General features: G+C 64.1%; 15 protein-coding genes. 12 read left to right on the top strand and 3 right to left on the bottom strand.

Going from position 1 to position 13523, the window contains the following annotated elements; all coding sequences use genetic code 11:
• The first annotated feature begins 8 nt into the window (after nt 1-8).
• Genes AC0L3D_RS14805 through cobO form a run of 3 tightly spaced genes read left to right on the top strand, consistent with a single transcriptional unit; the run spans nt 9 to nt 1909 of the window.
• Nucleotides 9-773, top strand: a complete 765-nt coding sequence (locus AC0L3D_RS14805; RefSeq protein WP_287230283.1) for a CbtA family protein — start codon at nt 9-11, stop codon at nt 771-773.
• A gap of 22 nt (nt 774-795) precedes the next feature.
• Nucleotides 796-1293, top strand: coding sequence for a bifunctional adenosylcobinamide kinase/adenosylcobinamide-phosphate guanylyltransferase (gene cobU / locus AC0L3D_RS14800; protein WP_473644798.1), 498 nt, complete (start codon nt 796-798; stop codon nt 1291-1293).
• 1 nt (nt 1294) lies between these two features.
• Complete coding sequence (gene cobO / locus AC0L3D_RS14795) at nt 1295-1909, top strand: cob(I)yrinic acid a,c-diamide adenosyltransferase (RefSeq protein WP_023798885.1); 615 nt, start codon at nt 1295-1297, stop codon at nt 1907-1909.
• Nucleotides 1910-2094: 185 nt separating this feature from the next.
• On the opposite strand, the gene cbiB is transcribed toward cobO, so the two are convergent.
• Nucleotides 2095-3063 (bottom strand): adenosylcobinamide-phosphate synthase CbiB, encoded by a 969-nt coding sequence (gene cbiB / locus AC0L3D_RS14790; RefSeq protein WP_473478096.1) that lies wholly within the window; start codon nt 3061-3063, stop codon nt 2095-2097.
• On the opposite strand from cbiB, the gene cobD reads away from it, so the two are divergent.
• Together cobD and AC0L3D_RS14780 are read left to right on the top strand one after the other, a co-directional pair.
• Complete coding sequence (gene cobD / locus AC0L3D_RS14785) at nt 3062-4102, top strand: threonine-phosphate decarboxylase CobD (protein ID WP_287230275.1); 1041 nt, start codon at nt 3062-3064, stop codon at nt 4100-4102. The genes cbiB and cobD overlap by 2 nt on opposite strands.
• Before the next feature lie 115 nt (nt 4103-4217).
• Nucleotides 4218-4727, top strand: coding sequence for a tyrosine phosphatase family protein (locus AC0L3D_RS14780; RefSeq protein ID WP_287230272.1), 510 nt, complete (start codon nt 4218-4220; stop codon nt 4725-4727).
• A gap of 282 nt (nt 4728-5009) precedes the next feature.
• Here AC0L3D_RS14780 and AC0L3D_RS14775 read toward each other — a convergent pair whose 3' ends face one another.
• Entirely contained in the window at nt 5010-5813 is an 804-nt protein-coding gene (locus AC0L3D_RS14775; protein ID WP_287066384.1) for a creatininase family protein, read from the bottom strand.
• Between the two features lie 212 nt (nt 5814-6025).
• Entirely contained in the window at nt 6026-6409 is a 384-nt protein-coding gene (locus AC0L3D_RS14770; RefSeq protein WP_287230269.1) for a RidA family protein, read from the bottom strand.
• Nucleotides 6410-6665: 256 nt separating this feature from the next.
• Between AC0L3D_RS14770 and AC0L3D_RS14765 the strand changes: the two genes are divergently transcribed.
• The 7 genes from AC0L3D_RS14765 (at nt 6666) to AC0L3D_RS14735 (ending at nt 13501) form a co-directional block, all read left to right on the top strand.
• Nucleotides 6666-7670 carry an ABC transporter substrate-binding protein gene (locus tag AC0L3D_RS14765; protein ID WP_287230266.1) on the top strand — a complete coding sequence of 335 codons (1005 nt, stop codon included), beginning with the start codon at nt 6666-6668 and terminating at the stop codon, nt 7668-7670.
• Between the two features lie 9 nt (nt 7671-7679).
• On the top strand, nt 7680-8510 hold the full coding sequence (locus AC0L3D_RS14760) for an ABC transporter ATP-binding protein (RefSeq protein ID WP_287230263.1): 831 nt from the start codon (nt 7680-7682) through the stop codon (nt 8508-8510).
• Nucleotides 8497-9348 (top strand): ABC transporter permease, encoded by an 852-nt coding sequence (locus tag AC0L3D_RS14755; RefSeq protein ID WP_287230261.1) that lies wholly within the window; start codon nt 8497-8499, stop codon nt 9346-9348. Before AC0L3D_RS14760 ends, AC0L3D_RS14755 begins: the two co-directional genes overlap by 14 nt.
• A gap of 226 nt (nt 9349-9574) precedes the next feature.
• Nucleotides 9575-10888, top strand: a complete 1314-nt coding sequence (locus tag AC0L3D_RS14750) for a cytosine deaminase (protein WP_473644756.1) — start codon at nt 9575-9577, stop codon at nt 10886-10888.
• Nucleotides 10885-12285 carry an FAD-binding oxidoreductase gene (locus AC0L3D_RS14745; protein ID WP_473615306.1) on the top strand — a complete coding sequence of 467 codons (1401 nt, stop codon included), beginning with the start codon at nt 10885-10887 and terminating at the stop codon, nt 12283-12285. The genes AC0L3D_RS14750 and AC0L3D_RS14745 overlap by 4 nt, the downstream gene beginning before the upstream one ends.
• 47 nt (nt 12286-12332) lie before the next feature.
• Complete coding sequence (locus AC0L3D_RS14740) at nt 12333-12914, top strand: NAD(P)H-dependent oxidoreductase (RefSeq protein ID WP_473627235.1); 582 nt, start codon at nt 12333-12335, stop codon at nt 12912-12914.
• Nucleotides 12914-13501, top strand: a complete 588-nt coding sequence (locus tag AC0L3D_RS14735) for an NAD(P)H-dependent oxidoreductase (protein ID WP_473627236.1) — start codon at nt 12914-12916, stop codon at nt 13499-13501. Before AC0L3D_RS14740 ends, AC0L3D_RS14735 begins: the two co-directional genes overlap by 1 nt.
• Nucleotides 13502-13523: the final 22 nt, after the last annotated feature.

Raw genomic sequence — 13523 nt, 5'->3', positions numbered from 1 at the left:
CTGACACCATGACACTGTTTCGCAACGTCGTGTTCATCGCGGCGATCGCAGGGCTAGTGGCCGGCGTCGTTCTGGCCTGCATGCAGGCCTACGCCACCGTGCCACTCATCCTCAAGGCAGAAGTCTACGAACAGGCCGGCGGTGGTCACACGCATGACCATGGTTTGTCGCCGGCCGCAGCAGGCAGCAATGCCATGAGCAGCGCCGTGCCGGCTGAAGCAGCCACCGCGGAAGAGGAAGGCTGGGCGCCGGCCGATGGCTTCGAGCGCTTCGCTTTCAACGTCGTTGCCAACGTCGTCACCGGCATCGGCTTTGCGCTGATCCTGGTCGCCGCTTCGGAATTCGCCGGCGGCATCGGCAATTGGCGACAGGGCCTGTTCTGGGGCCTTGCCGGCTTCGCGGTGTTCACGCTGGCCCCGAACCTCGGCCTGCCGCCCGAACTGCCGGCGATGCCGGCGGCCGATTTCGCCCAGCGCCAGATCTGGTGGACGGCGACCGTGGTGGCGACGGCTGCCGGTCTCGGGCTGCTCGCCTTTCGCAAATCGCTGCCGCTGGCCCTTCTTGCCGTAGCGTTGATCGTCGCGCCGCATATTGTCGGCGCGCCGCAGCCCGAAAGTTTCGAATCGCCGATCCCGGAAGGCCTGCACCACCAGTTCGTGGTGGCGGTGACGCTGACCAATCTGGTGTTCTGGCTGGTGCTCGGCGCTGTCGTCGGCGTGGTGCGCGGCCGCTTGACCGGCGCCGCAACCGGCCTGCGCGACAGCCTTGCCTGATCGCGCTGCTCCAGGCAGCAAGCTGACCCTGGTCGTCGGCGGTGCACGCTCGGGCAAGAGCGCGCATGCCGAAAGCCTGGTGACGGCCTGTCCAGCGCCGTGGACCTACATCGCCACGGCGCAAGCCTATGACGACGAGATGCACGAACGCATCGCGCTGCACCGAGCGCGGCGTCGCGACGGTTGGACGACGATCGATGCGCCGCTCGATCTCGTCGGCGCGATCGGGGCGCTGCCTGACGGCCGGCCTGTCCTGATCGACTGCCTGACGCTGTGGCTGTCCAACCATATGCTGGCCGAACGCGACATTGAGGCCGAATGCCGAGGGCTGGCGGATGTGCTGTCGCGGCCGCGCGGGCCGTGGTTCGTGGTTTCCAACGAGGTCGGCCAGGGCATCGTGCCTGACAATGCGCTTGCCCGCCGGTTTCGCGATGCCGCCGGCCGGCTCAACCAGCAGGTCGCCGCCGTCGCCGGCACGGTGCTGCTGATGGTGACGGGACTGCCGCTCAAGGTGAAGTGATATGACCGATATCGATGACAGGGACGAGCAACGCCACCGCGCCAAGATGGCCAAGCGCAAGGCGGTGCAGGACGCCGAGGTCGCGGCCAAGACGGTCGAGAAGGGACTGCTGATCGTCAACACCGGGCCCGGCAAGGGCAAGACCACTGCCGCCTTCGGGCTGGCGCTGAGGATGCTCGGCTACGGCAGGCGCGTCGGCGTCGTCCAGTTCATCAAGGGCAAATGGCATACCGGCGAGAAGGACGCCTTTGCCGCTTTCGGCGACCGGGTCGTCTGGCACACGATGGGCGAGGGTTTTACCTGGGAAACGCAGGATTTGAAGCGCGACATCGCCGCCGCCGAGGCTGCCTGGGCCAAGGTGCTCGAGCTAATGGCCGATCCATCGATTAGCCTTCTGGTGCTCGACGAGTTGAACATCGCGCTGCGCTACGACTATCTCGATCTCGACACGGTGGTGGCGGCGCTGAAGGGCCGGCGCGAAAACCTGCATATCGTCGTCACCGGCCGCAACGCCAAGCCGGCGCTGGTCGAGGCGGCCGATTTGGTCACCGAGATGGGAGTTACGAAGCATCACTTTTCCGCCGGCGTGAAAGCGCAGCAAGGCATAGAGTTTTGAGGTTTCGTTCGCCTCTTCTTCCTTCTCCCCTTGTGGGAGAAGGTGGCCTCTCGCGAAGCGAGGTCGGATGAGGGGTGTTCTAGCTTGGCACCGACAGCACTCCGTCCAACACCCCAACCGTCTCGGCGCTGCGCGCCGATCCACCTTCTCCCACAAGGGGAGAAGGAAAGGCCGCACAGTGGACGTCACGCAACGATGACGATCACCGACAGCAAGCCGAACAGTCCCATCAGCAGAAAGTCGGCAACCTGATAGAGTCTTAGCGCTCGTCTGATGTCCACGCTCTCGACATCGCGGCGGCCGCCTTCGCCCATGAACGCGTCGTCGACCATGACGCCGTCGTAGGAGCGCGGCCCGGCCAGCGCCAGGCCGAGCGCGCCGGCCATCGCCGCCTCAGGCCAGCCGGCATTGGGCGAGCGGTGCTTTTTCGCGTCGCGCCGCACGGTGCGCCAGGCGTTGCCGGCATCGGCGTCTTTGACGAGGAAGGCGGCCAGCACGATAAGCAGTGCGGTCAGCCGCGACGCCGGCAGGTTGATCAGATCGTCGAAGCGCGCCGCCGCCCGGCCGAAAGCCTCATGGCGCGGCGTGCGGTGGCCGATCATCGAATCGGCGGTGTTGGCGGCCTTGTAGGCGACGCCGCCGGCCAGCCCGCCGACGCCGATCCAGAAGACCGGCGCGACCACGCCGTCGGAAAAATTCTCGGCCAGGCTTTCGATCGCCGCGCGGCAGACACCGGCTCTGTCGAGCTTTTCCGGATCGCGGCCGACGATCTGCGAGACGGCAACACGACCGATGTCGAGTCCGCCATTGTCGAGTCCGTCGGCCACCGCCTCGACATGCTCGGCCAGGCTCTTCTGCGACAGCAGCGATGTCGCCAGGAGCGCGGTGAGGATCAATCCGGCTGGAATGCCCGCAAGCATGGTTTCCACAGCGAAAGCGATGGTGGCCGGCACCAGCACGATGATCAGCAGCGCATGAACACCGCGCCGGCGGCGCAGGGCGTCGGAATCAGTATCGCGGTTGAGCCTGCGGTCGAGAAAGGATATCAGCCTGCCGAACCAGGTGACGGGGTGGCCGATCGCGCCGAGCAGCCAGCTGGGATAGCCGACAGCGAATTCAACAAGCAGTGACAGGAAAGCGATCAGGATCGACATGAAGTCTCTTGATAGAGCGGCGGCAGTGGTGGATCACGGCGGAAGCCTTGGCCGGGCGAGGGCGCTTTTTCCGCATGCGCCGCAGCCCTTCGTCGACCTCTCGACCGGTATCAATCCGCACTCCTATCCGTTTTTCGAGCTGCCCGCCACCGCCCTGTCGAGATTGCCGGAAGCTGCGCGGGTCCGTGATCTTGCCGATGTCGCGGCGAGCGCCTATGGCGCACCATCGGCGGCCAATGTGGTGGCAGCGCCGGGCACGCAGATCCTGTTGCCGCGCGTCGCTTCGCTGGTCAGCCCCGGCAAGGCGCTGGTGCTCGGGCCGACCTATGCCGAGCATCAGCGGGCAGCGGCCATCGCCGGCCATGCGGCGATGGAGGTCGACGATTTCGATGCCCTGGCAGGAGCCGACCTTGCCATCGTCGTCAACCCCAACAATCCGGACGGTCGCATCGTCGAGCGCGAGAAGCTGCTTGCGCTTGCCGAACGATTGCGCGCCAGAGGCGGGCTGCTGGTCGTCGACGAGGCGTTCATGGATGTCGGCCCGCTTGGCGAGAGCCTGGCCGGCGATGTCGAGCATGGCGGCATCGTCGTGCTGCGCTCCTTCGGCAAGTTTTTTGGCCTTGCCGGCCTGCGGCTCGGCTTTGCATTGGCCGACGCACTGACGGTCGAACGGCTGGAGGCGCAGTTCGGGCCGTGGGCGGTTGCCGGTCCGGCGCTCGAATATGGCATCCGTGCGATTGCCGACAGCGGCTGGCAGGCCGAGATGCGGCACCGTCTGGCCAGGGATGCAGCGCGGCTCGATGCGCTGTTCGGCCGCTTCGGCGTTGCTGTTGCCGGCGGCACCACCCTGTTCCGCTATGTCAGGCTGGCGGACGCCGCCGGTCTGTTTTCGGCGCTTGGCGAGCGCGGCATCCTGCTTCGGCATTTTCCCGGCCGGCCGGAGGTGCTGCGCGCCGGGCTGCCGGGACCTGACGAGGAATGGCGGCGGCTCGAATCGGCTCTTGCCGACTGGTCGCAACAGCGCGACGATGGGGCCTAAAGCGCGTCACAATTGAACGGACTCATGCGACGCGCTTTAAGTTCTTCTTTTTATGCATGTCGTTATCGCAAAACCACTGCGCACTTTTGCGCGACATGCACTGGGAGCTCAACCAATGATCCATGTCTGTTCGCTGTCGAAAATCGAGGAAACCGTCGCGAAGACCGGGGCCGAGCGGCTGCTTTCGCTGCTGGCTGCCGGCACCGAGGTGACGCGGCCGGCGTCGATCGCCCGGGAGAACCATCTGCACCTGGTCATGCACGATATCGCGGTGGCGCAGGAGGGCATGACCATGCCGGGTGAGGAGCATGTTCGCAACCTGCTCGATTTCGCGCGCCGATGGGATCGTGCAAGGCCGCTGGTCGTGCATTGCTATGCCGGTATCAGCCGGTCGACGGCCTCGGCCTACATCATCGCGGCGGCATTGGCGCCGCAGCGCTGCGAGGTCGAGTTGGCTGAGACGCTGCGTGCACTGTCGCCCACGGCGACACCCAACCCGCGGCTGATCGCGGTCGCCGACGCGCTGCTCGATCGCAACGGCCGCATGACCCGTGCGATCCAGGCGATCGGGCGCGGCGCCGAGGCCTTCGAAGGCACGCCTTTCGAGCTGAAGATCGACGGCTGATTTCCTAGTCTTGAGGACAGTTGTTTGAGCCATCAAGCCACCAAGCAACCTACTCGTGCTTTGATCGCTGCAGGTATTGGCGACGTCGGCGCTGCCCCTCATCTGCCTGCCGGCATCTTCTCCCCGTATAGTGACGGGGAGAAGGGGCTGGCCGCAGCGCTGGCGCCTTTTTTGCAATGCCGGCGATTGGCGAAAACATTGATGAGGGCGCCCTCGCCCCGTTTACGGGGAGAGGATGCCGGCAGGCAGGTGAGGGGCGGCGCGGCGCTGGCGAAAAGCCTCCTAGGCCAGCCAATCTGCAAGCTTGGCCTTGCGCACGTCCTTCAACAGGCTGATGAAACCGTCGGCTTGATGGTTGGCGGTCAGCCGGCCCTTTTCGGCCGTTGCAATGCTGGCGTCGCCGACCACGCCGTTCGGGTTGAGATCGGTGGCGATCCAGGCGAAGGCGTGCGTTCCGGTGTGGCGCAGCAGCGAAAATTGCTTTTCGGCGCGGGCGACGTTGGACACGAAATTGTCGGCCTTTGCCATGTCGACGAGATCCGGCCGGAAATGCAGCATCAGCGAGGTCTCGACATCGCCGCCATGGATGCCGTGGCTATCCTCAAGCTCGGTGTACAAGCCGGCCGGCCGGCCAAAGCGCTGCCAACTCGTCTTCACCGCCAGCATCTTTGCCCGCACGCGCAATTCTCGCGTCATGATGCCCATGATCTCCTCGTTGCCGCCATGCGAGTTGACGACGATCAGCTTCCTTAACCCGGCCCGTGCGACCGACAGGCCAAGCTCGGTCCAGGCCTCGATCAAGGTCGCCGCCGGCAATGTAAGGGTTCCCGGCGCATGCAGGTGCTCGTTCGACTTGCCCACCGCCTGGACCGGCAGGATGCGGATGTCGAGATCGCCAGGCAGGCGCGCGATCACCGTTTCGAGCATGCCGTTCATGATCGAGGTGTCAGTCGAAACCGGCAGATGCGGCCCGTGCTGTTCGATCGCCGCCACCGGCAGAACTGCGATTGTCGCCTCCGGGTCGATGGTGGCGTATTCTGTGGTCCGATAGTCGCCCCACCACACGCGTTTCGTTGCAACGGTCATTTTGAAACCTCGAGCAAACTGGCGGCGTTGGCGCTGCCCCTCACCCGTACCCTCCCCCCGTATAGAGACGGGGAGAGGGGGGCGCCAGCGTTGGAGCGCTTCCCTTCTCCCCGTCACTATACGGGGAGAAGGTGCCGGCAGGCGGATGAGGGGCAGCACCAGCCTTTGTCGTGTAACTGGAGATCAACGGCCTGTCGATTCCAGCCGGCTCCTCACCCTGCCGCGACGACCTCGATCTCGACCTTGAATTCCGGCCGCGCGAAGCCGGACACGATCATTAGCGTCGATGCCGGCGCCGGGCTGGTGAACAGGCGATCGCGAACGTCCATATAGGGTTTCAGAAAGACGCGATCGGTGACATAGGCGTTGATGCGCACGATGTCGGAAAGTCCAAGCCCGGCGTCGCCGAGAATCGCTGCGATGTTTTGAAAACAGAGCTCGGCCTGCGCGCCGGCATCCTCCGGGATCTGATCGTCCACAGTGATGGCGACCTGGCCAGAACACAGCACCAGCCGCTTGCCGGGCGGCACCTCGACGCCATGGCTGTAGCGGGCAAAGGGCGGCTTGATCGACTTCGGCGTCAGGAATTTGAACATGAAAATCTCCGGTCTGACTGCCAGCGTAAAGCCGGATCAGGCGAGCCTTCAAGATGCAGTGCATACTATCAGGGCGATTATGGACAGGCGTTCAAAAAATAGGCACGATGCCCCCGGTACGGCATGACCAGTCCGGCTTTCGCGCCCCACTGTTGCGCAAGGCGGGCGCTCCGGGCGATGGCATGTGTCTTGCTTCTTCGATCGATGGTGTCGAGCCCGGCGCGCGGCGCGCCGGAGTCAACTGAGGGTGGTGTGAATGGACGGAAAACTCAAGATTTCGGCTGGCGCGATCGTGCTGCTTGCCGCAAGCACGCTGAACGCGGCAGCAAACGAGAAGATCACCTTCGGCACCAACTGGCTCGCCCAGGCCGAGCACGGCGGCTATTATCAGGCGGTGGCTGATGGCACCTATGCCGCCTGCGGGCTCGACGTGACGATCATGCAAGGTGGACCGCAGGTCAGCGGCCGGCCGCTGCTGCTTGCCGGCAAGATCGACTTCTACATGGGCGGCAACATGCTGCAGGCCTTCGATGCGGTGCAGCAGGAGATTCCGCTGCGCGTCGTCGCCGCCTCGTTCCAGAAAGAGCCGCAGGTGATCATGAGCCATCCGGGTCAGGGGCTCGACAGATGGGAGGATCTGAAGAATGCGGACCAGTACATTATTGGCGACGAAGGTGCACAGAGCTACTTCCAGTGGATGATCACGGAGTTCGGCTTCGATCCGGCCAAGCGCGTGCCCTATACGTTCAACCCCGCACCTTTCATCGCCAATCCGAAGTCGATCCAGCAAGGCTACGTGACCTCGGAGCCCTTCGCCGTCGCCAAGGAAGGCGGCTTCCAGCCCAATCTGTTCCTGCTCGCCGACTACGGCTTCGACACCTATGCGACGACGATCGAGACCATGCAGGCGACGATCGACAAGCGGCCGGAGGTGGTTCAGTGCTTCGTCGATGGCTCGGCCAAGGGCTGGTACAACTATCTCTACGGCGACAACGCTGCCGCCAACGCGGCGATCAAGAAGGACAACCCCGACATCAGCGACGAGCAGATCGCGTTCTCGATCGAGCAGATGAAGAAATTCGGCATCGTCGATTCCGGCGATACGGAAAAACTCGGCATCGGCGCGATGACCGACGCGCGCATCCAGAGCTTCTACGACAAGATGGTCAAGGCCAAGGTCGTGCCGGCCGACGTCGACATCAAAAAGTCCTACACACTGGCCTTCGTCAACAAGGGCGTCGGGATCGAGCTGAAGAAATAGCACCCGGGCATGATGCAGGAGAAAGTGGCGCAAGCGCCGGCAAGCGCATCGGGCAAAGGTCCGATGCTGCTGGCGCTGCGCGGCGTCGGCAAGGTCTTTTCCAACGGCGTGACTGCGCTCAGCGACGTCGACCTGGCGATCCGGGAAGGCGACTTCCTCAGCCTTCTCGGCCCGTCCGGCTGTGGCAAGTCGACGGCCTTGCGCCTCATCGCCGGTCTTGCAACGCCGACCTCCGGCCTGCTCGACTGGCGCGGCAGCAGCGCTGCCGATCGCTCTGACATCGGCTTCGTCTTCCAGGAACCGACGCTGCTGCCGTGGGCCGACGTCTTCGACAATGTCTGGCTGCCGCTCAGGCTGAAGGGCATGTCGCGGGCCAAGGCTGCGCCTGTCGTGATGGAGATGCTGGCGCGGGTTCATCTGACCGGCTTCGAGAAAGCCGTGCCGCGCGAATTGTCCGGCGGCATGAAGATGCGCGTCTCGATCGCCCGCGCCATGGTGACCAAGCCGCGCGTGCTTTTGATGGACGAGCCATTTGCGGCATTGGACGAGATCACCCGCTTCAAGCTCAACAACGATCTTCTGGAACTGTGGCAGGACGAGCGTTTTACCGTCGTCTTCGTCACCCACAGCGTCTTCGAAAGCGTTTTCCTCTCCAGCCGCGTCGTCGTCATGGCGGCGCGGCCGGGCAGGGTCTTCAAAGAACTCGCCATCGATGCGTCCTATCCGCGCAACGAAGCCTTCCGCACCTCGCCCGCCTATGCCGCGCTCTGCCGCCAGGCGTCCGATGTGCTGATCGGCGCCATCAACTCAACCGCCGGACCGCATCATGACGGCCATTGATCATACTGCCGTAAACCTGGATCCAGAGGAGGCGCGTCGCGTGCGCCAGGAGCGGCTCGAGCGGATCGGCCGATGGCTGCTGCCGCTGGCGATCATGGTCCTGGCGATCTGGCTGTGGGACCGCATCTGCGTCTGGAACGACATCCCGAAATATATCCTGCCGCGCCCCGCTGTGGTGCTGCAAACGCTGTTCGACGATGCCGGGCTGCTGTTCTCCTCGCTGCTGGTGACGCTCAGGATCACCTTTCTCAGCCTGCTTCTGGCCGTCATCGGCGGTGTCGGGCTGGCGGTGCTGTTTACGCAATCGAAATGGGTCGAGATGTCGTTCTTCCCGTTTGCGATCGTGCTGCAGGTGACGCCGATCGTCGCGATCTTCCCGCTGATCAACATCTATGTCGACAACCAGACGACGAAGCTTCTGCTGTGTGCCTGGATCGTCGCCTTCTTCCCGATTCTGTCCAACACGACGCTCGGCCTCAACTCCGTCGACCGCAACCTGCGCGACATGTTCAAGCTCAACGGCGCAACCCGCTGGCAGCAATTGCGCTATCTGCGCCTGCCGGCGGCGATGCCGTATTTCCTCGGCGGGCTGAAGATCGCCGGCGGCCTGTCGCTGATCGGCGCGGTGGTGGCGGAGTTCGTCGCCGGGGCCCAGGGACAGTCGTCGGGGCTGGCTTCGCGCATCATCGAGGCCGGTTACCGGCTCAACGCACCGCGGCTGTTTGCGGCGCTGATTCTGATCTCGTTCACCGGCATTTTGATCTTCCTGGTGCTGTCGCTGATCTCGCACCTGATCCTGCGACGCTGGCACGAGAGTGCGCTGAAGCAGGAGCGATGATGGTGTTGTGTGCTCAAGGCAAAAACTGCCTGGCGTCCTTTTCGTCGTTGGCGCTGCCCCTCATCACCCTGCCGGGCACTTCTCCCCGTATAGAGACGGGGAGACGGGCGCTTTCATCGGCGGTTTCGCCAACCACCAGCGTCGCAGAACGAGCGTCAAGGCTGCCGTCAGCCCCCTTCTCCCCGTTCACGGGGAGAAGATGCCGGCAGGCAGATGAGGGGCAGCGATGACCTCAGAAATTATTCCCGAAACCGGCCAATTCGTACTTTCCAACGTCCGGCTTCATTCATCTTTGACGCCGGACCTTGCCGCTGCCTATGACAGCGACGGCTTTGCACTCGCCGACATCGCCGTCGCCGACGGCAGGATTGCCAGCATCGTCGCGAATCGCCGGTCCAACACACCCGCAGGCGCCGTCGACCTCGGCGGCCGTATCGTCATGCCGTGCTTCGTCGACTGCCACACCCATATCGACAAAGGCCATATCTGGCCTCGAAAACCCAATCCGGACGGCACCTTCATGGGTGCGCTGAACGCCACCGGCGCCGACCGTGCTGCCCGCTGGAGCGCCGAGGACGTCGCTCGCCGCATGGATTTTTCGCTGCGCTGCGCCTACGCGCACGGCACCAGGGCTTTGCGCACCCATCTCGACAGCGTCGCACCGCAGGAGGAGATCTCCTGGCCGGTGTTCGAGACGGTACGGGAGAAATGGCGTGGCCGCATCGAGCTGCAGGCCGCCTGCCTGCTCGGCATCGAAGGCGTGCGCGACAAGAAATGGTTCGAAAGCTTGGCCAAACGCGTCGCTGCGGCCAACGGCGTGCTTGGCGTCGTCACCTATATGCTGCCGGATCTGGAAGAACTTCTCGATCGGGTTTTCGCGCAGGCGATCAAGCATGGCTTCGACCTCGATTTCCATGCCGATGAGACCGACGACATCTCGGCGATCTCGCTGAAGAAGATCGCCGAGGCGGCGCTGTGGAACGGGTTTGAGGGAAACATCCTCGTCGGCCACTGCTGCTCGCTGGCACGCCAGCCCGAGCTCGACGTGCTCGACACGCTGGACAAGATGGCGAAGGCGGGGCTCGCCGTGGTGTCGCTGCCGATGTGCAATCTCTATCTGCAGGACCGGCGCGGCGACAAGACCACGCCGCGCTGGCGCGGCGTGACGCTGCTGCACGAGATGAAGGCGCGCGGCATTCCCGTCGCCGTCGCCTCCGACAACACCCGCGATCCGTTCTACGCCTATGGCGATCTCGACATGCTGGAGGTCTATCGCATGGCGACGCGTATCCTGCATTTCGATCACCCGGTCGGCGACTGGCCGCAAGCGGTGACTTCGACGCCGGCCAGGGTGATGCGGCTCGACGGTTTTGGCACGCTTGCCGCCGGCGGCGCTGCCGACTTCGTCGTTTTTAGGGGACGGAGCTGGACGGAAATGCTGTCGCGGCCCGAATCGGATCGCACCGTGGTGCGTGATGGCCGCGCCATCGAGCGCCAATTGCCCGACTATGCCGAACTCGACGATCTGATGGTGCGATGATGGACCTGGCTGCGCTCAAACGCGATCTCGACGGTCTGAAGATCGACGACCATCCGGCGATTGTCCAGCAGAAGAGCCGCGATTTTTACTGGTACAGCCCGGTGCTCAAGCAACAGCTCGACCATGTCACCGGCGACCTGATCGTGACGCCAAAGACCGAACTCGAGGTGATCCGCGTGCTTGCCGCGTGCCACCGGCATGGCATTCCGGTGACGCCGCGCGGCAGCGGTACCGGCAATTACGGTCAGGCGATGCCCTTGTCCGGCGGCGTCGTGCTCAATCTCGCCGAGATGAATACGATCAAGACGATATCGCCTGGTCGCGTCGTGACCGGTCCAGGTGCCGTCCTCGCCGACATCGACAGGGCGACGCGCGCCCATTCCGGCCAGGAGCTTCGGATGTCGCCGTCGACCTATAACACCGCTTCGATCGGCGGCTTCGTTGCCGGCGGCTCGGGCGGCATCGGCTCGATCCGCTGGGGCGGGCTGCGCGACCTCGGCAACGTCATCCGGCTCAGGACCGTGACGATGGAGGCGGAGCCTCGCATCATGGATCTTGCCGGTGAGGAGGTGCTGAAGGTGATGCATGCCTACGGCACCAACGGCATCATCACCGAGGTCGAGATGCCGCTGACCGCTGCTTATGACTGGATCGATGTCATCGTCGGCTTCGACGATTTCATGGATGCGGCCGGCTTCGGCAACGATCTCGCCATCCAGGACGGCATCCTGGCGAAGCTGATCACGCCGATCGCCGCTCCGATCCCCTACGACTATTTCAAGCGGCACCAGAAATTCTTCCGGCGCGAGCAAAGCATCGTCGTCTGCATGATCGCGCCGCAGGCGATGGACGCCTTTGTTGCCCTCACGGCGCGCAGCAAGGGCGAGATCGTCTTCCGCGCCGACAAGGAGGCCGATCTCAAGGGCTTGCCGCCGGCCTATGAGCTAACCTGGAACCACACGACGCTGCGCGCCATCAGGGTCGACCCTGATATTACCTATCTGCAGACCCGCTATCCCTCGCCGGATCACCTCGCTTACGTCAAGGCGATGATCGACCGCTTCGGCGACGAGGTGCCGGTTCATCTCGAATTCATCCGCTTCGACGGCGCGATCGGCGTCGCTGGACTGCCGCTGGTCCGCTTCACCACGGCGGAGCGGCTCGACGAGATCATCCGCATCCATGAAGACAATGGCTGCTGGGTCTTCAATCCGCACCGCTACACGCTGGAAGAGGGCGGCATGAAGCAGACGGACGAGGTGCAGCTCGCCTTCAAGCGCGAGACCGATCCGCAAGGGCTGCTCAATCCCGGCAAGATGATCGCCTGGGAGAACCCTGACTACGACTATCGCTCGGGCAAGTCGTTCCTGTTCAAGGGGCTGCAGAAGGCGGAGTGAACGATGACGAGCGTGTGGCGCTGTCGCGCTGACCTGCGAGGTCTTCGGTGAAAATCCTCGTGCTCTATGCCCACCCGGTCGAAACCAGCTTCAACGCCGGTCTGCACCGGACGATCGTCGAGCGGCTGACGGCCGCCGGTCACACCGTCGACGACTGCGATCTCTATGCCGAGGATTTCGACCCGCGGCTGACACGGGCCGAGCGGCTCGGTTATCACGACGAGCGCGGCGCCGGTGATCCGGCAGCGCCCTATGTCGAGCGCCTGCTGCGGGCAGAGGCGCTGGTGCTGTCGTTTCCGGTGTGGAACTACGGCTATCCGGCGATCCTGAAAGGCTTTTTCGACCGCGTCTTCCTGCCCGGCGTCTCGTTCAAGCTGGTCAATGGCAAGGTGCAGCCTTCGCTGCACAACATCCGCAAGATGGCGGCGGTCACCACCTATGGCGGCAGCCGGCTCCATGCCATGCTGATGGGCGACCCGCCGCGCAAGCTGGTCAAGCGTGTATTGTGCGCTACGGTCAAGCCAGGCGCCTCGGTGTCCTATCTCGCGCATTATTCGATGAACCTGTCGACCGATGAAACGCGGAAGAGATTTACGGCGAAGGTCGCCGCCAGCATGGATGCCTTCTGATGCGGGTCCTGGTGGTTTATTGCCATCCGGTCCCGGAAAGCTTTTGCGCCGCGATCCGCGATAGTGTCATCGAGGTGCTGAAGGCGAGAGGCTGGGAGGTGCGGCTGCTCGACCTCTATGCGGAAAATTTCGACCCGGTCATGGGCTGCGACGAGCGACGCTCCTATAACGAGCACGCCCCGCAGGATCCGGCGCTCAAGCCGCATATAGAAAATCTCAACTGGGCCCAGGCAATCCTCTTCATCTATCCGACATGGTGGTACGGGCTGCCGGCAATGCTGAAGGGCTGGCTCGACCGGGTGTGGGCGACCGACGTCGCCTTCCGACTGCCGGCCGGCAAGGGACGGATCCAGTCACTGGTGAGGCATGTGACGAAGATCGGGGTGATCACGACCTGCGGCGCACCGACCTGGTGGAGCGTCGTCGTCGGCCAGCCGGGACGCAAGACAATCCTGCGCGGCATGCGGGCGCTGTGCGCCACCCGCTGCAGGACGTTCTTTCTGGCGCACTACCTGATGGATGCGTCGACACCCGGGAGCCGGGCTGCTTTCCTTGCGAAAGTGCGGGCGAAACTGGAGCGGTTTTGAGAGATGAGCGTCCTTCTCCCCG

This window comes from Mesorhizobium sp. WSM4837 (assembly GCF_055811435.1).
This window is presented reverse-complemented; position numbering and strand designations above follow the sequence as displayed.

Coding starts and splice junctions, on each gene's coding strand:
- AC0L3D_RS14805 (WP_287230283.1), top strand. CDS start 9: ATGACACTGTTTCGCAACGTCGTGTTCATCGCGGCGATCGCAGGGCTA.
- cobO (WP_023798885.1), top strand. CDS start 1,295: ATGACCGATATCGATGACAGGGACGAGCAACGCCACCGCGCCAAGATG.
- cobD (WP_287230275.1), top strand. CDS start 3,062: ATGAAGTCTCTTGATAGAGCGGCGGCAGTGGTGGATCACGGCGGAAGC.
- cbiB (WP_473478096.1), bottom strand. CDS start 3,063: ATGTCGATCCTGATCGCTTTCCTGTCACTGCTTGTTGAATTCGCTGTC.
- AC0L3D_RS14780 (WP_287230272.1), top strand. CDS start 4,218: ATGATCCATGTCTGTTCGCTGTCGAAAATCGAGGAAACCGTCGCGAAG.
- AC0L3D_RS14775 (WP_287066384.1), bottom strand. CDS start 5,813: ATGACCGTTGCAACGAAACGCGTGTGGTGGGGCGACTATCGGACCACA.
- AC0L3D_RS14770 (WP_287230269.1), bottom strand. CDS start 6,409: ATGTTCAAATTCCTGACGCCGAAGTCGATCAAGCCGCCCTTTGCCCGC.
- AC0L3D_RS14765 (WP_287230266.1), top strand. CDS start 6,666: ATGGACGGAAAACTCAAGATTTCGGCTGGCGCGATCGTGCTGCTTGCC.
- AC0L3D_RS14760 (WP_287230263.1), top strand. CDS start 7,680: ATGATGCAGGAGAAAGTGGCGCAAGCGCCGGCAAGCGCATCGGGCAAA.
- AC0L3D_RS14755 (WP_287230261.1), top strand. CDS start 8,497: ATGACGGCCATTGATCATACTGCCGTAAACCTGGATCCAGAGGAGGCG.
- AC0L3D_RS14750 (WP_473644756.1), top strand. CDS start 9,575: ATGACCTCAGAAATTATTCCCGAAACCGGCCAATTCGTACTTTCCAAC.
- AC0L3D_RS14745 (WP_473615306.1), top strand. CDS start 10,885: ATGATGGACCTGGCTGCGCTCAAACGCGATCTCGACGGTCTGAAGATC.
- AC0L3D_RS14735 (WP_473627236.1), top strand. CDS start 12,914: ATGCGGGTCCTGGTGGTTTATTGCCATCCGGTCCCGGAAAGCTTTTGC.